19 protein-coding genes, 2 pseudogenes and 1 riboswitch are annotated in these 18697 nt (G+C 41.7%); of the genes and pseudogenes, 7 read left to right on the top strand and 14 right to left on the bottom strand.

The features are described from left to right. Positions 1–261: 261 nt before the first annotated feature. On the top strand, positions 262–1971 hold the full coding sequence (locus V7K67_RS23700; RefSeq protein ID WP_334733171.1) for a fumarate reductase/succinate dehydrogenase flavoprotein subunit: 1710 nt from the start codon (positions 262–264) through the stop codon (positions 1969–1971). 164 nt (positions 1972–2135) lie between these two features. Here V7K67_RS23700 and V7K67_RS23705 read toward each other — a convergent pair. Then, a pseudogene (locus tag V7K67_RS23705) lies at positions 2136–2408 on the bottom strand (REP-associated tyrosine transposase); the annotation flags it as partial. Positions 2409–2509: 101 nt separating this feature from the next. Here V7K67_RS23705 and V7K67_RS23710 point away from each other — a divergent pair. Then, a complete protein-coding gene (locus V7K67_RS23710) occupies positions 2510–2737 on the top strand; it encodes a 4Fe-4S dicluster domain-containing protein (RefSeq protein WP_012408944.1) in 228 nt (75 codons plus the stop codon). A gap of 38 nt (positions 2738–2775) precedes the next feature. Here the strand turns inward: V7K67_RS23710 and V7K67_RS23715 are convergent, their stop codons facing one another. After that, positions 2776–3027, bottom strand: coding sequence for a type II toxin-antitoxin system HicA family toxin (locus V7K67_RS23715; protein WP_334733172.1), 252 nt, complete (start codon positions 3025–3027; stop codon positions 2776–2778). Between the two features lie 172 nt (positions 3028–3199). Here V7K67_RS23715 and V7K67_RS23720 point away from each other — a divergent pair, with 172 nt between their 5' ends. Together V7K67_RS23720 and V7K67_RS34575 are read left to right on the top strand one after the other, a co-directional pair. After that, positions 3200–4174, top strand: a complete 975-nt coding sequence (locus V7K67_RS23720) for a HEAT repeat domain-containing protein (protein ID WP_334733173.1) — start codon at positions 3200–3202, stop codon at positions 4172–4174. Positions 4175–4193: 19 nt separating this feature from the next. Further along, the gene (locus V7K67_RS34575; protein WP_442943912.1) at positions 4194–4310 is read left to right on the top strand and encodes a DUF4058 family protein; all 117 of its coding nucleotides are present in this window, start codon (positions 4194–4196) and stop codon (positions 4308–4310) included. Here the strand turns inward: V7K67_RS34575 and V7K67_RS23725 are convergent. Continuing rightward, on the bottom strand, positions 4256–4729 hold the full coding sequence (locus V7K67_RS23725; RefSeq protein WP_335168662.1) for a 2'-5' RNA ligase family protein: 474 nt from the start codon (positions 4727–4729) through the stop codon (positions 4256–4258). The two genes, V7K67_RS34575 and V7K67_RS23725, sit on opposite strands and share 55 nt — an antisense overlap. A 219-nt stretch (positions 4730–4948) precedes the next feature. Between V7K67_RS23725 and V7K67_RS23730 the strand changes: the two genes are divergently transcribed. After that, positions 4949–6022 carry an Mrp/NBP35 family ATP-binding protein gene (locus V7K67_RS23730; RefSeq protein WP_334733175.1) on the top strand — a complete coding sequence of 358 codons (1074 nt, stop codon included), beginning with the start codon at positions 4949–4951 and terminating at the stop codon, positions 6020–6022. Between the two features lie 15 nt (positions 6023–6037). Here V7K67_RS23730 and V7K67_RS23735 read toward each other — a convergent pair whose 3' ends face one another. The 8 genes from V7K67_RS23735 to V7K67_RS23770 form a co-directional block, all read right to left on the bottom strand. Beyond that, the gene (locus V7K67_RS23735; RefSeq protein ID WP_334733176.1) at positions 6038–6628 is read right to left on the bottom strand and encodes a Uma2 family endonuclease; all 591 of its coding nucleotides are present in this window, start codon (positions 6626–6628) and stop codon (positions 6038–6040) included. Between the two features lie 57 nt (positions 6629–6685). After that, entirely contained in the window at positions 6686–7666 is a 981-nt protein-coding gene (locus tag V7K67_RS23740) for a 2-dehydropantoate 2-reductase (RefSeq protein WP_335168665.1), read from the bottom strand. Between the two features lie 108 nt (positions 7667–7774). Next, complete coding sequence (locus V7K67_RS23745; RefSeq protein ID WP_335168667.1) at positions 7775–8293, bottom strand: GNAT family N-acetyltransferase; 519 nt, start codon at positions 8291–8293, stop codon at positions 7775–7777. A gap of 194 nt (positions 8294–8487) precedes the next feature. After that, positions 8488–9357 (bottom strand): inositol monophosphatase family protein, encoded by an 870-nt coding sequence (locus V7K67_RS23750; protein ID WP_334733179.1) that lies wholly within the window; start codon positions 9355–9357, stop codon positions 8488–8490. Between the two features lie 301 nt (positions 9358–9658). Then, positions 9659–10336 carry a PEP-CTERM sorting domain-containing protein gene (locus V7K67_RS23755; protein WP_335168669.1) on the bottom strand — a complete coding sequence of 226 codons (678 nt, stop codon included), beginning with the start codon at positions 10334–10336 and terminating at the stop codon, positions 9659–9661. A gap of 3 nt (positions 10337–10339) precedes the next feature. Continuing rightward, complete coding sequence (locus V7K67_RS23760) at positions 10340–11071, bottom strand: cobalt-precorrin-6A reductase (protein WP_335168678.1); 732 nt, start codon at positions 11069–11071, stop codon at positions 10340–10342. A 2-nt stretch (positions 11072–11073) separates the two neighbouring features. Continuing rightward, the gene (locus V7K67_RS23765) at positions 11074–11490 is read right to left on the bottom strand and encodes a DUF1636 domain-containing protein (RefSeq protein ID WP_334733181.1); all 417 of its coding nucleotides are present in this window, start codon (positions 11488–11490) and stop codon (positions 11074–11076) included. 22 nt (positions 11491–11512) lie between these two features. Beyond that, a riboswitch (cobalamin riboswitch) is annotated at positions 11513–11687 on the bottom strand. A 168-nt stretch (positions 11688–11855) separates the two neighbouring features. Next, entirely contained in the window at positions 11856–14126 is a 2271-nt protein-coding gene (locus tag V7K67_RS23770; protein ID WP_334733182.1) for a RelA/SpoT family protein, read from the bottom strand. Positions 14127–14422: 296 nt separating this feature from the next. Between V7K67_RS23770 and patD the strand changes: the two genes are divergently transcribed. Then, complete coding sequence (patD, locus tag V7K67_RS23775) at positions 14423–14776, top strand: heterocyst frequency control protein PatD (protein ID WP_335168672.1); 354 nt, start codon at positions 14423–14425, stop codon at positions 14774–14776. Positions 14777–15099: 323 nt separating this feature from the next. Here patD and V7K67_RS23780 read toward each other — a convergent pair whose 3' ends face one another. Next, positions 15100–15696 carry a TetR/AcrR family transcriptional regulator gene (locus V7K67_RS23780; protein ID WP_334709387.1) on the bottom strand — a complete coding sequence of 199 codons (597 nt, stop codon included), beginning with the start codon at positions 15694–15696 and terminating at the stop codon, positions 15100–15102. Positions 15697–15994: 298 nt separating this feature from the next. On the opposite strand from V7K67_RS23780, the gene V7K67_RS23785 reads away from it, so the two are divergent. Continuing rightward, positions 15995–17584 carry a DHA2 family efflux MFS transporter permease subunit gene (locus V7K67_RS23785; protein WP_335168674.1) on the top strand — a complete coding sequence of 530 codons (1590 nt, stop codon included), beginning with the start codon at positions 15995–15997 and terminating at the stop codon, positions 17582–17584. Positions 17585–17716: 132 nt separating this feature from the next. Here the strand turns inward: V7K67_RS23785 and V7K67_RS23790 are convergent. Together V7K67_RS23790 and V7K67_RS23795 are read right to left on the bottom strand one after the other, a co-directional pair. After that, a pseudogene (locus V7K67_RS23790) lies at positions 17717–17827 on the bottom strand (DUF4277 domain-containing protein); the annotation flags it as partial. 43 nt (positions 17828–17870) lie between these two features. Then, a partial coding sequence (locus tag V7K67_RS23795; RefSeq protein WP_335168676.1) for a WD40 repeat domain-containing protein occupies positions 17871–18697 on the bottom strand: 827 nt, incomplete at its 5' end.

An 18697-nucleotide genomic window follows, 5' to 3' on the forward strand; every position in this document is an offset into this window, starting at 1 on the left:
AGCGACGGCTTTTTGGTAGAATAGCGGCAAATTTCTGTTGTTCTAAAAATCTAGTGATTGAGATTTTAAGCAATACAATATAGGTTCACATATCTGTGAAACCCTACACATTTTTTCACATCCCATAAACGACTTCCAAATCAAAAAAATACCGACAAGATTGGATAATTTATTTTTTGTAAATACCGAAAAATGTTAAAATACAGTAACTTGCTAAGTTTACCGTATTTTGTGCAAAAACCTATAAAAAATACTTGATATATGAATATCAATACCCAGTGGATCAAAACAGATGTACTTGTCATCGGCGGTGGTACAGCAGGAACAATGGCAGGCATCAAAGCAAGACAAGCCAATCCTGATGCAGATGTGCTGATTTTAGAAAAGGCTAACATCCGTCGCAGTGGTGCGATCGCAATGGGTATGGATGGAGTGAATACCGCAGTCATTCCCGGTCATTCCACACCAGAACAATACGTGCGCGAAATCACCCTAGCTAACGATGGTATTGTCAACCAAAAAGCCGTTTATCAAACAGGCAAATTAGGTTACGAAGTCATCCAAGAATTAGAAAGCTGGGGTGTGAAATTTCAAAAAGATGCCCAAGGCAACTATGATTTAAAACAAGTGCATCGTGTGGGTAAATATGTCTTACCCATGCCAGAAGGTAAAGACCTCAAAACAATTCTTACCCGTCAAGTTAAACGCCACAAAGTCAAAGTCACAAACCGCGTCATGGCTACCCGTGTGTTAGTCAAAGCCGGACGTGCTATTGGTGCGGTGGGATTTGATGTCAGAAACGGCGATTATATTGTCATTCAAGCTAAAGCAGTCATCTTGTGTACAGGTGCTTGTGGCAGATTGGGATTACCTGCTTCCGGCTATCTCTACGGCACTTATGAAAATCCTACCAATGCTGGAGATGGCTATTCAATGGCTTATCATGCAGGTGCAGAACTTAGTAATATTGAATGCTTTCAAGTTAATCCTTTAATCAAAGATTACAACGGCCCCGCCTGTGCCTATGTTGCTGGGCCTTTTGGCGCACATACAGCTAACGCCGAAGGAAATCGCTTCATTAGCTGTGACTATTGGAGTGGTCAAATGATGTTGGAAATCTGGAAAGAATTAAACTCTGGAAAAGGGCCAGTCCAACTCAAAATGACCCATCTTGATGAAGATACAATCGCTGAAATTGAATCCATATTGTGGGCGAATGAACGACCAAGTAGAGAACGCTTTCATCAAGGTAGAAATGAAGATTATCGCACTCACGGCGTAGAGATGCACATTTCCGAAATTGGCTTATGTAGTGGTCATAGTGCCTCTGGTGTGTGGGTGAATGAAAATGCTCAAACAACCGTCCCAGGTTTATATGCAGCCGGAGACATGGCTAGCGTTCCTCATAATTACATGATTGGGGCATTTGTTTTCGGTCGCATAGCTGGAACTCATGCCATTGAATATATTCAAGATTTAGATTTTATCGAAGCAGATACAGATTTTTTAGAAGCTGAAAAAGCCAGAATTTATGCACCTTTAACTCGCCCGAATGGTGTACCTCACACCCAAGTAGAATATAAATTAAGACGCTTAGTTAATGATTATCTGCAACCACCCAAATCAGGTAATAAAATCGAGATTGGTTTAAAACATTTTGTTCAATATCAAGAAACATTAGATTTAATGGGCGCTCGTGATCCCCATGAATTGATGCGTAGTCTAGAAGTGCATTTTATTCGCGACTGTGCAGAAATGGCAGCCAGAGCATCATTATATCGCCAAGAGACTCGTTGGGGTCTTTATCATTACCGCTTAGATTATCCAGAGAAAAATGATGATGAATGGTTTTGTCATGTCAACTTAAAGAAAAATGAATCAGGACAAATGATATTGTTTAAGCGTCCTGTAGATCCTTACATTGTGGAAGTAGATGCAGTCAAAGAAGTCTATAATGTTGCCGTTAAGTGAGAGAATGTTTTCAAAGTTTTAGGAGAAATGTTTTTCACCTTTATTTTGACGTGATACAGAGATGTTTCCTTGATAAGCTGCCATGCATCTAGTTTTTTAGCTGACTCTAGGCTATGGAAGGGTTTTAGACCCAAAATTATACAATTTAAATGCACGACAGCTTATTGAATATCACAATTATGGGTAAAATAATTTTTGATTAATCGCCAGCGATCTGAAAAATCAGTGTCCCCTGGTGGTAACGTCCAAATACAGTGTATGTGGTTTGGTAATATGACAGTGGCATCTACAATAAATGGAGATTTGCTCATTACTTCTCTGAATGCTTGTCTTAACAGCAGAATATTCTCTACATTACAAAGAAACTCCCGGCGGTTATGAGTAACAACGGTAAAGAAAAATGTACCTCCTTCTATTTTGGCTCTGCGATATTCCATAATGCCTATAAACAACCTAAAATCATGAGATAATTGATGCAAGCTTACCCCATTTATTTGATCGTTTAGCAGTTGTCAGTACAAAATCATAGAGTTATTTTATGGCTTTAATCAATCAAAGAATAGATGTTCCTGTCATCGTTGATGAATCAAAATGTTTAGAAAAATGTACAGCCTGTATTGAAGTTTGTCCTTTGGATGTGTTGGCTAAAAATCCAGAGACGGGGAAAGCTTATATGAAATATGATGAGTGTTGGTTTTGTCTACCTTGTGAAAAAGAATGTCCAACTAATGCAATTACTGTACAAATTCCATTTTTGCTGCGCTAGTTGTGTAAGGTTATTAACTTGTTTGTAACCAAACTATCTTAGCTTGCAACTTTTTCTAAAAACCTATCAAAAGTATTCATGCTGATTAAATCATTTTCTAGCAATACTCTACGAACAGCTACCAAATGTACAGGCTGAACATACGCTTGCTGTTCGTAAGGCGGTAAGATGACTAAGGTTCCCGATGATGGATACTGATAGACTTGTTGAGAGCCAGTTGTTGCTACTTTTGCAAAACCTGCCTTTAAAAGCAATTCTTCTAGGTCAATAAACTGAATATTTCTAACCATTACGACGAATCACTCCCTTTAACTGCTTATGCTCTCTGGGTCGTTTCTTTTTTACCATTAATTAAGTTTACCTGAATCTTTCTTATCATCCTGCAAAAGTTTTCGTTAGATTGCAATCACTACTACTGGAAAGTAGTGGTAAAATAATTAACCATTTCTATTAGGATTCAAAATGTCTACAAGTAATAATTTGGAATTAAACCAATGGCTAGAAATGTTGCGATCGCCTGATATAAATGATCGGATAGTAGCTGTCAAAACTTTGCAGCATCTAGGCGATGACGAAACAATAGATGCTTTAATTATCGCTTTGAAAGATGAAAATGTTACTGTTCAGAAAATAGCAATATCTGCCCTTTGGGAAATTGCTAATCCTGTTGCAATCCCGGCTTTAATTGAATGCCTCGGTTCAGCAGATACAGATATTCGCACTGAAGCTGCATCAGCATTAAATGAGTTAATTACACAAGACGAATTGTTACTTTTACTAGATAAACTTCAAAGTAATGATGTAAATCTTCAATTAAATATTTTGGTGCTTTTGCGGAAGATACATGATATTCAATCTTTGCCATATATTTTGCCATTTTTAGAATCAAAAAATCCTGAGTTAAGAGAAGCAGCCGTTACAACACTGCGATATATCAATCAACTAGAAAAATGTCCACAAGCTTTAAATCTAATCTTTGACGATGAAGCAAGTGTACGTCGTGCTGCGGCTTCAACTTTAGAACATTTACAAGATACAGAAGTGATTACAATCCTTTGTCAAGCACTCACAAATGATAGTGATTGGCAAGTTCGCCGGAATGCAGCTAAATCTCTGACTATTCATGCAAATAATCAAGCAATTTCCGCATTAGAAATAGCTTTAAATGATGAACATTGGCAAGTGAGAAAATCAGCAGCACAAGCTTTGCAAAAAATTCCAGATATTCAAGTTATGCCGAGATTAATTCAAGCATTAACAGATGAATATGCAGATGTACGTAAAGAAGCAGTAATTGCTCTAGGAAATTTAGCTCATCCCAACGCTATCAACCCCCTACAACAAGCCTTAGATGATCCTGATAAAGAAGTATCTATCCAAGCGCAACGAGCGATTCAAAAGATTCAAACAGATACAATAGTCTCAAGGGAGCAGTAAATAACTAAGGGAAAACGCAATGGGAAATCCATTTCCTGGAATGAACCCGTATTTGGAACAGCTAGAACTTTGGCATCAAGTTCACTGCTCATCAGCAATATTTATCAAGTGGAGCTTATCGACAACACAACGATAATTTAAATCTAAATGCTGCACCTCTTTGAACACTTGCAAAAAATCATCTGTATCTTTTGTAAATACTCCTAGCGTTAAATGCGGAATAAATGGTATATTGCTTTTATAATATTCGGCTAATATACCTGCATATAATTCATTATGTAATTTGACAATATCTACATTTCCTTCTTCAACCATTAAAAACAGGTGTTTATCCCATGATTTTTGCAATCCTTTTAAAGAAATAGGAAATGTTTTCCACTTACTCAAGATACTATGAGTATGCATAATGAGATTATTTTCATTGATAGATTCGATTATGGGAAATACAAGTGTAATATGTGGTTCAATTAAACCAACTTGTGGGTCATATTTCTGCCTTATTTGCTGGATATGCTTTATGTTAATATTCGGGTAATGTACAAGTGCGTAAGACATACTGATAAAATATCAAAACCGAGAGAATGTTGGGTTTTGCAAAGCCTCAACCAATCTATAATTATTCTTAACTAAGTATAGCTTTAACTAAGTTCGTAGTGAATATAGTCAAACAAACTTTGCGCTCCTCTGCGCTCAACTCCGCGCCCCTCTGCGTTTAAATTTGAATCCTCAATTGACCACGAATTTACGAAATTGTGTACTAAGCTTCTCCTAACCATGTCTGATCACCAACCCCCATTTCAGCAATCAGAAATTAATGATCCTCGTCAGCAAAAAGTAGTCCAACTTCTCAAACAGGTTATCGAACCAACTTTAAAAAATGACATCGTTAGCTTAGGAATGGTACGAAATCTCCGTATAGTTGATGACTATATTTACTTGCGTTTATATATCGGTTCCCATCAGCAGCAATTACAGACAGAGATTCAATCTAAATTATCATTTATAACTTGGTGTAAAAAAACTTATATTCAAATTTGTACAATTCCTGGCGTTAAAATCACCCTAGCGGTTTCTAGTGGTAAAGGTGGCGTAGGCAAATCAACAACAGCCGTCAATATAGCGGCCGCTTTAAAATTACAAGGTGCAAAGGTTGGACTACTAGATGCTGATATTTATGGACCTAATGTGCCGCAAATGTTGGGTTTAGGACAGGCTGAGATTCAAGTAATTCATACTCCTACAGGTGATAAATTTTTACCTCTAGAAGTTCAGGGAATTAAACTGATGTCAGTTGGTTTACTTGTAGAAGAAAATCGTCCTTTGGCATGGCGTGGCCCTGTGTTGCATAAAATTATCACTCAATTTTTGCAAGATGTGGAATGGGGCGAATTGGATTATTTATTAATAGATTTACCTCCCGGTACAGGTGATGCTCAAATCACAATTATCCAAGAAAGCCCTGTTTGTGGAGTAATTCTCGTGACAACTCCTCAGCAAGTAGCGATCGCAGATGTCCGACGCAACATATATATGTTTCGCCAAGTGGGTGTTCCTGTTCTTGGCATCGTGGAAAATATGAGCTATTTAATTTGTGGTGATTGTGGCGCACGCACGCCAATTTTTGGCAGTGGTGGCGGCGAACAACTCGCAGCAGAATTACAAGCGCCACTGCTGGGGCAAATTCCCATTGATCCCAATATTTGTAGCGGTGGTGATACTGGAAATCCGATTGCAATCAGCGTAGGCGAAGCCAGCCGGAGGCATCGCACTTCGCCTGCAAGTGAAGTTTTTGTCCAAATTGCTACTGCGCTGAACGCAACTTTTACTAATTGCAGACAATTTGATTGAATTGGGGATTGGGGACTAGGAATTGGGAATATTCTGTCCAGTCGTCAAGACTTGGGCTGCGATCAAATTCAGCATTGGAAAAGTCACTGATCTAATAACGTCTGTTCCTTGAAACACAGCTTCTTCATACAGTCCATCTACCAGAGTCAGCAAGGTAATTCGGGCTTGAGCAGCGTCAACAATCCAATATTCAGGAATACCCCGTGCTGCGTACTCAGAACGCTTATAGCGATAGTCTCTATCCTCATTTACCTTTCCCGGAGAGACTACCTCAACCACCATTACTGGAGAAGGCATATCTGGAGTGATTGTAGCCCGTCCTCCTGCGATCGCTTCTAATAACTCCTGTGTCAAGATCATCAAGTCAGGTAGTCGCACACGAGTCCGGTTGCCTATGACCACAAGTTCTGTATCTTTATGGCGGATAAGTTGAATCGGGACAAACTTGAGAAACTGTGAAAGTAGATAGAGAGAGATTAGGTTATTTCTATCACTTTCCGGTGGCATTTCAACCAACTCTCCATCCACAAGTTCGTACTTAACATCTGTGCCATCATCGTAGGCAAGATATTCAACCAGAGTGAGTTTATTGACTGCTGTGGTCATAAACTTTTTTACTTAATTATCACTCCATAACCTATATTTTGTGTCTTGATATAAAAGTCAAGATTTGACTTTGGTTGCCTCCAGCAGCTTGATGCTGGCATAAATAGCATCAATATAAGGTGTGGGAATTTGAGTGAGTTTTCCCAATTCTGCCACCGCGCCAACAATCGCGTCTATCTCTGTAGCGCGTCTGGCTTCAATATCTTGTAGCATTGAGGTTTTGTGGGCACCAACGTTTTCTGCCCCATTAATTCGCTGTTCTAAAGTAATGCCAAACTTTATACCCAAATTTTCTGCGATCGCTTGAGTTTCTGTCATCATTTGCCGCGCTAGTTCACGAGTGAGGGGGTAGCGACAAATATCCTCTAGAGTCGCACCAGTTAGGGCGCTAATAGGGTTAAATGCCACATTCCCCCACAACTTGATCCAAATTTCCGTGCGAATTTGATTGCGGATTGGTGCTTTGAATCCTGCCTGTTTTAAAGTCTGTGCTAATAATTGGATGCGTTCTGTTTTAGTACCCTCGATTTCACCGAGAGTAAAGCGATCGCCTTCAATATGCTTAATTACACCTGGTTCAATTATCTCAGTTGCCGGGTAAACTACACAACCGATGGCGCGTTCAGCACCGATACTAGCTTCAATAATCCCATCTGGATCAACAGATTGAATCCGCGTACCTTCATACTCACCGCCATGCTGACGGAAGTACCACCAAGGAACGCCATTTTGGGCTGTCACCACCATTGTGTGAGAATTGTAGAGTGCAGGTAGAAGAGGTGCGATCGCAGGTACACTGTGAGCCTTCACAGTTAAAATTACTACATCCTGTGGCCCTGCTGACTGAATATCGCTAGTTGCCAAAGTTTGAGTAGCAATTTGGCTAGAACCGTCTGACATGAGCAACTTCAGCCCATTTTTTTGAATTGCTTCCAAATGAGTACCACGCGCAATCAGCGTCACTGCTTCACCAGCCAGGGCCAGTTTTGCCCCTAAATATCCACCAATTGCACCCGCGCCAACAATACAGATTTTCATTTTGTCAAAAGAATATGAGTCGTGGAAGACGGTATCCAGTCGCTTTTACCCTCAGCAAAAAGCGGGGTGAGATTTGTAGAAAATGGCATTATCTGAATTAATTATCTATCAGGATTTGCGGTACTGTACTTCGTGGTTGAATTTATCTTGGTGAGACTCAATATTTTGAAAAAATGTCGATCTGACAAATCCCAGATTATGTAATAAGGCAATAGAACGATGATTTTCTACATCAACGTTAGCGCGAAAATTAAGATTTTGGTATGTCTCAACTAAATAATTAATCATGCACTCCACCGCTTCGAGCGCATAACCTTTTCCCCAGAAATTAGGGAAAAACACATATCCAAGCATTGCACTATTATCTCTAGTAATTGTTGCTTGAACATATCCAACGTAGCATTTCTCTACAAGAGAGCAGACAGCCCAGTTCAACCAAATCTCCGTTCCATCTGGTGATTGACGACGTGCCAAAACCATGTAGCGATCGCGAAGCGATTGAACGCTTTGTGGCGGCACATCTTCAATAAAATCGTATATACTCGCACTCTCTAATCCATCAAAAAGCAGTTCGGCATGATACGGTTCTAGTGGTTCTAAACAGAGTCGTTGAGAGTACATTTTCATTAGACATCTCCGAAAATGAATGTAGAGACGTAGCAGTGCTACGTCTCTACAAGGACTCTGGATAACGCATATTTAATTTCTGGAGATGTCTATTTGTGATCTAGATCTGCCCTCACAAGCTAAACAGAATACTTGGACTAACTCATCTTCAATATCAACCTGTAGATGCAACAGTACCCGATATTGATTAACCCTCAAACAGCTAGGCTTTGCATCGCTGACAGCAGGTGTTGATGAACAGATTTTGAGGCCGCTACTATCAATCCAGGCAGGCTATAGTTTTTACAAGTATGCAGTGGCGGTAAAGTCGAACCGTCGAGAGTAGTCACAATCCAGCCAGCCTCTTTCGCAATAAAAGCGAGTGCAGCACTATCAAGAAATTTGCCCGATTTGATGACTGCTCCACTCAAGTCGCCACTGAGAATACCATTAAGATTGGGAATCTGAATATCACTAGAGTAATCGGCCGCTATATCGATTACTTTATATCGATCTTTTAGTAAATGAGCAATAGAATTCATTCCCCATCCCAACAAAATAGCAGGTTGAGCGGATGTTATATGTAATGGGGCACAGGCTTCTAAGCTCATCTCCAACGTCCCTTTAAAAGCACCTTCACCTCGAAGGGCGTAAAAATAAATGTTTTGGGCAGGAGAAATAGCAATTACTGCTTCAAAGTCATCCGAATTTAGAATACTGAGAATAATTTGGTAATTAGAATGTCCATCCATGTAAAACTTCGTGCCATCAATCGGGTCGAGTGTGACTAAGTAATCGCCTTCTGAACCGAGTTCGTTAGACCGAAAATACTTGGTATTATTAGAACTTTCATATTCTTCACCATAAAAGCGAATATCTGGGAAAGTGGCCAGTAATACTACTTCTATTAGATTTTGAATAGCCACATCTGCATCAGTAAGGGCAGCAGCAAAAAAGTTTTTTGCTTGTTCTTTGGCAGGAAGTGCAGCAATTTTTGGTTGCAGAAAATTGGCATAGGCTGCTGCTACTTTGAGATGGGGGAGTAAAGTCTCTAAGATTAATCGAGTAGTTGGTGTTGTAGACATTGCAGCAAACTCCTTTTAGAAATAATCTACCCTTAGTAGGGCGATAGAATTCTATATCTAGACAAAATTACGGTATCATTTGAATGCAATGATACCACCGTTGCTATATTACTCTAATCTGTAGAGCCTATAGAGAAATCGCAATTTTTATTGTATTTTTAAGGGTATAAGAGCGAACGTTAAAACATAGCGAAAGTTACCCTGAGGGATCTTGCTACAGTCAGGCTTGAAATCTCCATCTGAAACTTTCTTCTCTACGAGATGTTCTGTAAGAGTACAATTTTCAATTGTTATGATTGTTTTAGGAAACTTTTTCGAGCTTCCCCTGAGTGAATTTGGATAGCTTGTGACGTTTGAGTACTGAAGATGCGCCCAGAGTGCCGAGGACTAGTAAGCTAAAAATAGAAGTGGATTCAGGGATGGTGATTATGCTCGCAGAAAAACTAATGGGTAACTGACTATCTTCCAATCCCAAATTTTCAAAACCTGGTATGATTGGCGGTGCGGAAAAAACCTCTAAATAAGTTGGTGTCGGCAAAAAACTCGCGAAAAATGGATTAGAATAGTTTCCTGCCGAAGTAGAATACCCAAAACCATCACCTGTTAACTGCTGAGTATTAAGACTAATTAAATTATCAACATTAAAAGGTTCGTTTCCTGGTATAGGAGTCCCGGCGGGTTGCAGACCAGTAATTGTTTCACCATTTCGTGTACCAGTAATTCCCGAAATCAGGTAAAAACCCAAATCGTTAGGGGTGTCATTAGTGGTAAAAGTACCGTTTGCCAATATGCCATCACCAGAATAATTCCAGTTCCAATTTAAAGCAGAGGCGGTTTGCATTTTCCCGAAAGCGAATCCAGATACGGTGGTGAGGGCTATAGCAGATAGAACTAGATTTTTCATGGAAGTCGTTAGTGCGATCGCGGATATTCTAAAAGTTTCCCATGTATTATACGGAAATTGGGCATCACTTCCCATTCCCTACTTACATAGCCACGCCAAAGCATCATCAACATTACTAACCTGCTCTCCTGGCGGTATTGCTGGGCGATTTACCATCACAACCTTTATGCCCAGTTCTCGCGCGGCAATAATCTTGGGTTTTGTGGCATCGCCACCGCTATTTTTACTGACGATGGTATCAATGTCGTTGTGAATCAGGATTTGTCTTTCATTATTGAGAGTAAACGGCCCGCGATCGCACAATACCATCCCCGGCGGTACTAAAGCATCATCGCCAGGAGGGTCAATCATCCGCATCAGAAACCAAATTTTCTCTAGGTGAGCAAAAGCTGCGAGTTCTTGCCTGCCAACTGTCAAAAAAACGCGCTGTGCCTGGTTTTGCAGGGTTGTTGCTGCGGCTTCAACGCTCTCAACTTCAATCCAGCAATCGCCACTGACTTTTTCCCAAGGCGGACGAATTAACATTAGACGGGGTACTCCGACTTCCGTTGCCGCATTTGCCGCATTGAAGGAAATCTGATTAGCAAAAGGATGGGTTGCATCAATTAATAAATCGATTTGCTCCCCCCGCAGATAGCTAGCCAATCCAGCCACACCACCGAAGCCTCCAACCCGTAAATCGCCCAAGGGTACTGACGGTTCACGGGTGCGACCAGCTAAGGAGGTGATTACTTCTAACCCTTGGATAGTCGCAACTTTGGCAGCTAGTTCTGCTGCATCTCCCGTCCCACCCAGAATCAAAACGCGCATCATTAAGATAAAGGTGGAATTTTTGCTAAAATGCCCTTCTTCATTCCTTCTGGACGCTCTGACCAAGGCAGTAAACCATCTGCTTTACCATAGTATTGACTAGCACATTGCAGTACCGCAAAAGCACTACCATCAACGGCTAAGTCGCCAAATAAATATGTTAATTTGCCTTTGGCAGCAAAGGCGACTACACAAGAACGATTACAAGCACTCATACATTCAACTTCCTGAATCGGGAATTCATCTCGTAAGTCCCAATCTTGTGCAAGCTGCTGAAGTTGGTTTAGAAGTTTTTGACCACCACTTTCACCGAAAGGTTTGCCATTTTGCCAAACACTGGCACAGGTTTTGCAAACAAATAAAGTATGTTCCGTAACACCCAAGGGAGTGGTTGGGGAAATATTTACAGTAGTAGTCATCTGTACCTCGCAGATATGTGAAACTGATAAATCTATTTCGGCGGGCATCCTGACTCACTCAATTTGGGATTTTCGATTACTGAGTTCCTTAATCTCAAATTGGTTCACAGTTGCGGGACAGCGCCGGATTTGCACCGAACTTTCCCCGTTACCTCTGGTAGCTGACTCCCACCAGAACCGAATAACCTTATCGATCATACACTACGCTCATCTGAGAGTAAGAAATGTCGTGTAGATTGAGTAGTGAGGTGAAAAACCAGCTTAAAATAGCCCATTAGACGTCGTTTGGATTGCGCGGAGCGCCACCCAACCGACAATTTTTTTGCAACATTTTAGCCTTGCCACGCCACTACTAATTGGCACATCTATTCGTCAATTTGACCAACGCGGCGGATATTCAAAATATCGCTCATTTTCTTAATTTGGACGAACACTTGCTCTAGTTGCGAGCGATCGCGTATATCTATTCCTAAGTCCATCAATGCAGGTTGACCAATAGAGGTTTTCACCTGGGCATGGCGGACGTTGATCCCTTGGTCACTCAACCGTGACAAAATATCCTTTAGTACCCCTACACGATCTAGAGCTTCAATTTGTACATCCACTGGGTACGTGTGCGGACGACCACTATTTTCGGCGCCTGGGTTCCATCTAACTGGTACTAAGCGTTCATACTCCACACACTCCAGATTATGGCAGCCTTGGCGATGAATTGAAATCCCCCTACCTCGCGTTACCACACCAATAATCGGTTCGCCAGGAATCGGGGTACAACACCCAGCTAAATAATACACCAACCCTTCCACCCCAAAAATTGGCGAATCTGTGGAACGTGAGGTAGTTGGAGGTGCATCTCGCAAAGCTTTTGATGTACTCGGTTCTTTGGGGATAAATGGCGACACAGTGGCAACTGGTTGTTGTCCTTTCGCCACTTCTCGCCAGCGATTTAGCACTAGGTTCAGCGTAATTTCTCCGTAACCCAAACCAGCAAGTAAATCGTCAACACTGTGATAGTTGCACTTTTCAGCAACAATTTGCATCGCATCCGACTTCAGCAAACTATCAAAACCAGTTTTACCAAGTTCTTTTTCTAACAACTCCCGTCCACGGGCGACATTTTCTTCCCGGCGCGATCGTTTGTACCATTGTTTAATCCGATATTTCGCCGCCGAAGTTCTGACAAAGTTCAACCAATCTAAACTTGGATGGCAGTTCTTTTGGGTTAGAACTTCTACAATATCGCCATTTTGCAGCCGCGTTGACAGTGGCACCATTCGCCCATTCACCCGCGCCCCTGAACAGTGGTTTCCCACTTCTGTATGAATGCGATAAGCAAAATCTACAGTTGTAGCACCAGGACTTAAAGGAACAACATCCCCCTTAGGGGTGAAGACATAGACATCATCTTCAAATAGATTGTCCTTGACACTATCAAGATATTCTTGTGCATCCTTGAGATCGGTTTGCCATTCTAGCAGTTGCCGCAGCCAAGTAAACTTGTCATCTGTCCCTGTCAAATGGCTAATACTAGAACCACCTGTTTCTTTGTACTTCCAATGGGCGGCAATCCCGTACTCGGCAATGTGATGCATTTCGATTGTCCGAATTTGCACCTCTAAAGGACGGCCAGTTAATCCAATTACCCCAGTGTGCAATGACTGGTAACGGTTAGGCTTTGGTAGTCCAATATAGTCCTTAAATCTCCCAGGAATTGGGCGAAAAGCATCATGAACCACCGCCAACGCCCGATAGCAATCTTGATTAGTTTGAACAATAATTCGCAGCGCCGCCAAATCGTAAATTTCATGAAATTCCTTTTGCTGCCGATGCATTTTTTGATAAATGCTATAAAGGTGCTTGGGACGACCACTGATATCTTGAAAGTGAATTCCGGTTTGCTGCAAACGTTCTCGCAAAATGTCTGTAGCTTTGGCCAGTTTCTCTTCTCGCGCCGTCCGTTTTTCGGAAACATACTCCTGCATTTGGCGAAAAGCTTCTGGTTCCAAATACTTAAAAGCCAAATCTTCCAGTTCCCATTTTATCCGCCAAATCCCCAAGCGATTAGCTAAAGGCGCGAAAATATCTCGCGTTTCTTGGGCACTGCGGCGGCGGCTGGCTTCTGACATGTATTGTAAAGTTCGCATATTATGCAAACGATCTGCCAATTTCACCACAATTACCCGAATATCTTGCGCCATTGCCAAAAACATCCGCCGGAAGTTTTCGGCTTGGCTTTCGGTTTTGCTGGTGAAATTAATCTTAGAAAGCTTGGTCACACCTTCCACCAATTGCCGCACTTCTGGGCCAAAGCGTTCTTCTATTTCTTGACTTGTGACTTCTGTATCTTCGACAACATCATGGAGAAATCCAGCTGCTATCATAGCAGCACTACCCCCCAAGTCACGCAGCAAGTCAGCCACAGCAATGGGATGAGCAATATATGGTTCTCCAGATTTGCGGTATTGACCTTGATGCAGTTGGTAAGCAAATTCAAAGGCGCGACCAATTAATACTGCATCACTATGCCTTCGGTCATCTTCAGCTGCGTCGCTACTTGTCGATGACTCCTTCAAACATTTTTTCAACCATTCCGGAATGGCTAGATCAACTGATGAATTAATAGCTAGACTGCTCATAAAATAGGGTTTAGAGTGGATCGGTAGATAAGTGAAAAATAAATAAAACTGGCAGCATCGCCTTAAGAAGATGCTGTCACCCAGAGAAGGGTAGAAAAAGCAGTGTAAGGATGATTCTCCAATTGCTGATGGTAGTCATCCAGTTTGGGTTTCATGGATCATAAAAAAAGAACAGCCATTGATAGCAAACAAAGCCTCAAACCATGATTTGAGGCTTTTAATGGTGATAAGTCTTTAAGAAAGTTTATTGTAGAAGAAAAATTACTTGACATTAATACTATCTTAACTAGCACTGGATGTCTTTAAACCGTGAGAAATATCTGGCATTCGTAACTTTGTTAGAGCAATTACGCTCCGATGCCACAACAACCCAAATCGTTGCGCCCGAACTGCGGCAGCGTGTAGCCTCGTTGCAGCAATTTTTCGGCCAGCAGATTGTGCCTTTGGCTGATGAAAACTGGCGAGTGCAGTCTTATCAAACGGAAATGAGCAAGCAATTGCGCCTTTTGGCAATAGATGTGATGTTTTTCCAAGGAGCGCGGCAAGCATCGACTGCACAAACGAGACTTCAAACGATTAGCGATCGCTTGACAACCCTCATTCAGTACTGTAATGCTATTCTGCAACCAGAAGCGGAAGGAGAAAAATAACAATTGTTCACCTTTTTCTCTAATTAATCCATCATCTCATTTACAACCGTTCGTGAAAAGTTATTTTGGCAACAAGTTGGAAATGGGAATGGGGCATGGGGCATGGGGGAAACACTTACTGCAACTTCCCTTCTGCTTCCTTACTTTCTTGTGCCCAACAGACATCTCCAAAAATTAATTATGCGTTACCTGAAACCCTTGTAGAGACGCGAATTGTCATGTCTCTACATCTTTTTCGGAAATGCCCAATCCCCAATCCCCAATCCCCAATCCCCAATCCCCAATCCCCAATCCCCAATCCCCAATCCCCAATCCCCAATCCCCTATGCCCCATACCCAATACCTTTGAGGAGAAGATTCATTGTGCGGCGCATATACGCTTCTACTGGCTCGGTTATGGGTTTAAAAATAAGTGCATAGTAGAGTGACCCACTTAAAAGGTCGATAACTAGATCAATGTCCGCATCCTTGTGAATTTCATTTCTAGACTTTGCACGCTTAAGTACTTTAGACAAGGCTTCACGTCGGATTTTAGTATATTTTGTCCAGTAAACCTCTGCAAATTGAGGATTGCTAGACGCGGTACTAATTATCAGGGCAATCGTCTGACGACCAAGGGGACTATCTATTTTTTGGGCGGTATGATTGATGAGGATATCCATATCTCCCCAAAAGCTGCCAGTATCGGGGATCGCTAAATCATCTCTCAGACTTTCGATCGCGTCTGCAACTAGTTCTTCTTTGGAAGTATAACGCCGATAGATGGTTGTTTTACCAACTCCAGCACGAGAAGCGATCGCTTCTATGCTCATATTTTCATACCCTACCTCTGCAAGCAAATCCAAAGTTGCTTGCAGAATCGCTTGGTCTGCGTGGATGCTGCGTGGGCGTCCAGAGGTGCTATTAATTTGCTTACTCATAAAAATATCATCCCTAAGCAATATCTTTTTGGCCATTTACTCCACTGTTGGGCATAGAACATAGCTTCTGGGAAACAAATAAGCCTGATAACCCAATTCTTATGCACGAAAACAGCAGCAATGACCATCCATCTTTAGCATAGGTATTTCTGCCGCTTTTCAGGAAGAACTCTCTTGACCATTTTTATATGATACGCTACCGTAGCGTATGTATACAAAATTTAATTTTAGCTTTGGCGTCGGCGTAGGCTAACCAAGGCATGGTTTGACATTTCTCAGATATTATTTGTGCTAAATAATGGCTACCAACATTAAAGGTTCTAGTATTGACCAATTTGGTTATGTCCACGGGCCGTTGAAGTGGGCGATCGCATTTACGGCTTCCCTTGGTGCAATACTAGAAGTAATTGATACTAGTATTGTCAACGTAGCTCTGACTGATATCCAAGCAACTTTGGGTGCAACAATTAGTGAAGTGGGTTGGGTAGTTAGCGGATATGCGATCGCTAACGTCGTCTTAATTCCCTTATCTGCATGGTTAGGAGATTATTTTGGGCGCAAAACCTACTTTATCTTCTCGCTGATTGGTTTTACGATTTCCTCTATTTTATGTGGGCTGTCCTTCAATCTACCGATGTTGATCGTGGCTCGAATTCTCCAAGGTTTATGCGGTGGTGGGTTGCTAGCGAAAGCCCAGGCGATTTTGTTCGAGACTTTTCCCCCAGCTGAACAAGGTTTAGCCCAAGCAGTTTTTGGCGTGGGTGTAATTGCTGGCCCGGCAATTGGCCCAACCTTAGGAGGATTCTTAGTAGATGGTTTAGGCTGGCGCTGGATTTTCTTTGTTAACATTCCCTTTGGGATCATTGCAGTCCTGATGTCTTTGGCGTTTTTGCCAAAGAATAAAGACAAGAACGATACCCAAAATCAAGCTGTTGATTGGTGGGGAATTGGGTTTTTAATTGTGGCTGTCGGTAGCATACAAACTGTATTAGAAGAAGGCGAAACAGACGACTGGTTTTCCTCTAGTTTCATCGTCTCTCTGACTATTCTCGGTATTATGGGCTTGGGGTTGTTTATTTGGCGAGAACTGAAAACAGATCACCCAGCTGTGGATTTGAGAGTTTTGCGTCACCGTTCTTTAGCTGCGGGAAGCGTTCTCTCATCAGTGGTGGGTATGGGGCTTTATGGCGCACTCTTTGCTGTGCCGATATTCGCTCAGAGCGTGCTGCAATTTACGGCAACACAAACAGGACTATTGTTAGCACCTGGGGCTTTAGCCTCTGCGATCGGGATGATTTTATTAGGCAAACTGACTAGTATAGTTGATGCCAGATTTTTAATTGCGGTCGGCGCTGTCGGCTCATCTGGAGTCATGTTTCAGTTGGCAGCTATTACCCCACAAAGCGGGACAGACGATTTATTTTGGCCATTGGTATGGCGCGGAGCTTTTACTGTATTTATGTTTCTCCCTTTGAGTTTGGCAGTTTTAGGCCCGCTACCCAAAAAAGATATTTCTGCCGGTTCTGGTTTCTACAACCTGACTCGACAACTAGGTGGCAGTATCGGCATTGCCCTACTTACTACTCTGCTTGACCGCAGACAGACTTTTCATCGAGATATCCTGTTAGGAAAACTTAGCCCTTATGACCCAGAAACCAGTCAACGTCTCGACTTGCTCAATGGGGCACTTCAAGGACAAGGCATGGATGCGGCAACAGCGCAACAACAAGCACTAGCTTTATTAAGTCAAACAGTAAATACTCAAGCTGCTGTTTTATCTTACGCAGATTGCTTTCGAGTCGTAGGCATAGGATTCCTTTGCTCATTACCCCTATTATTATTCCTGGGTAAAGGCGGTGCAGGAGTGAAAGCACCAGTCGGTCACTAAGTACAACATTTCATTAATTCATAGCGAATTAACTTTGGCAAAACTCTGCGTACCTACCCTGCGGGAAGGCGTACCCCTACGGGGATCTTGCTACGCGTAGCGTCTCCAAGAGTTGCGCCTATGCGTTTACCTTCCCAGCAGTCGGTTAATTTGTTCTACTAGATTCATCTCATCACAGATGCCTGCGACTATGCCGCAGTGGTCAATATCTTGTACCCTGATATCTGATGGTGATGCTATCATGCTTCTAAAATGCAGCATTTAGGTCATTTTTAAAATACAGCATTTACGATCGCACCTGCGGAATCTGGGTTTTAACATCCCAAAAACATATCTTTTGGGCATTATAATTACTGGTCGCAATTATTTTTCCATCAGGGCTAAAAGCAATTGAATTGACTCTATTAGTATCTTCAAGATTGATTTTTAAATGCTCATCTGAATTAATATCCCACAGACGTATAGTTTCATCTTCGCCTGCACTAGCAATAATTTGCCCGTCTAAACTGAAAGATAATGTTCGTATAGAATTGGTATGTCCTGTTAAAGTTTTTAGAAGTTGACCTGTTTTTAAATCCCATAATTTTATAGTTTTACTTCCCCCAGCAGTGGCAAAAATATTACCATCTGGACTAAAAGCGATTGACCATATCCAAAGAGTATCCGCTTGAAATGCAAAAATTTGTTTCTCTTCTCCTATTTTCCATAGGTAAATTTGACCTATTGAGTCACTTGCCACTAAAAATTTACCGTCAGGACTAAATGCAACACAATGAACTCTGCTAAAAAGTTGAGTAAAAGTTGAATCAACTAAATTCGTTCCGTTAAAATTAACATACTGTAAGCGAGCATTACTAAAATCAGCACCCTTTATTACTGTGTCACTAAAATCTCTCCCTTCCAACGCAGCCTGATCAACTTTCACTGCTAACGTCGCTGCATTCCCGCCAATATAACCCGCTTCATGCTCACTTTTGCCCCGTGTCGCCTCAATAACTTTAATAAGAAACTCGTTATCACTGGAGTTTAGACTAAGCCATGCAAAACGACTCAGCAGGGCTGAGTTAATCAGAGACGTAGTGAAACTATGAATAATCTTGAATATTAAACAGC

Origin of the sequence: Nostoc sp., from assembly GCF_036917155.1 — a bacterium.
Lineage (GTDB): Bacteria > Cyanobacteriota > Cyanobacteriia > Cyanobacteriales > Nostocaceae > Nostoc.

Bases quoted from the DNA above. Each gene is read 5' to 3' on its own strand.
- V7K67_RS23715 (WP_334733172.1), bottom strand. From the start codon at position 3,027: ATGGTTAGAAATATTCAGTTTATTGACCTAGAAGAATTGCTTTTAAAG.
- V7K67_RS23765 (WP_334733181.1), bottom strand. From the start codon at position 11,490: ATGACTACTACTGTAAATATTTCCCCAACCACTCCCTTGGGTGTTACG.
- V7K67_RS23730 (WP_334733175.1), top strand. From the start codon at position 4,949: ATGTCTGATCACCAACCCCCATTTCAGCAATCAGAAATTAATGATCCT.
- V7K67_RS23735 (WP_334733176.1), bottom strand. From the start codon at position 6,628: ATGACCACAGCAGTCAATAAACTCACTCTGGTTGAATATCTTGCCTAC.
- V7K67_RS34575 (WP_442943912.1), top strand. From the start codon at position 4,194: ATGGGAAATCCATTTCCTGGAATGAACCCGTATTTGGAACAGCTAGAA.
- V7K67_RS23720 (WP_334733173.1), top strand. From the start codon at position 3,200: ATGTCTACAAGTAATAATTTGGAATTAAACCAATGGCTAGAAATGTTG.
- V7K67_RS23780 (WP_334709387.1), bottom strand. From the start codon at position 15,696: ATGAGTAAGCAAATTAATAGCACCTCTGGACGCCCACGCAGCATCCAC.
- V7K67_RS23740 (WP_335168665.1), bottom strand. From the start codon at position 7,666: ATGAAAATCTGTATTGTTGGCGCGGGTGCAATTGGTGGATATTTAGGG.
- V7K67_RS23745 (WP_335168667.1), bottom strand. From the start codon at position 8,293: ATGAAAATGTACTCTCAACGACTCTGTTTAGAACCACTAGAACCGTAT.
- V7K67_RS23725 (WP_335168662.1), bottom strand. From the start codon at position 4,729: ATGTCTTACGCACTTGTACATTACCCGAATATTAACATAAAGCATATC.
- patD (WP_335168672.1), top strand. From the start codon at position 14,423: ATGTCTTTAAACCGTGAGAAATATCTGGCATTCGTAACTTTGTTAGAG.
- V7K67_RS23750 (WP_334733179.1), bottom strand. From the start codon at position 9,357: ATGTCTACAACACCAACTACTCGATTAATCTTAGAGACTTTACTCCCC.
- V7K67_RS23760 (WP_335168678.1), bottom strand. From the start codon at position 11,071: ATGCGCGTTTTGATTCTGGGTGGGACGGGAGATGCAGCAGAACTAGCT.
- V7K67_RS23755 (WP_335168669.1), bottom strand. From the start codon at position 10,336: ATGGGAAGTGATGCCCAATTTCCGTATAATACATGGGAAACTTTTAGA.
- V7K67_RS23700 (WP_334733171.1), top strand. From the start codon at position 262: ATGAATATCAATACCCAGTGGATCAAAACAGATGTACTTGTCATCGGC.
- V7K67_RS23770 (WP_334733182.1), bottom strand. From the start codon at position 14,126: ATGAGCAGTCTAGCTATTAATTCATCAGTTGATCTAGCCATTCCGGAA.
- V7K67_RS23710 (WP_012408944.1), top strand. From the start codon at position 2,510: ATGGCTTTAATCAATCAAAGAATAGATGTTCCTGTCATCGTTGATGAA.
- V7K67_RS23785 (WP_335168674.1), top strand. From the start codon at position 15,995: ATGGCTACCAACATTAAAGGTTCTAGTATTGACCAATTTGGTTATGTC.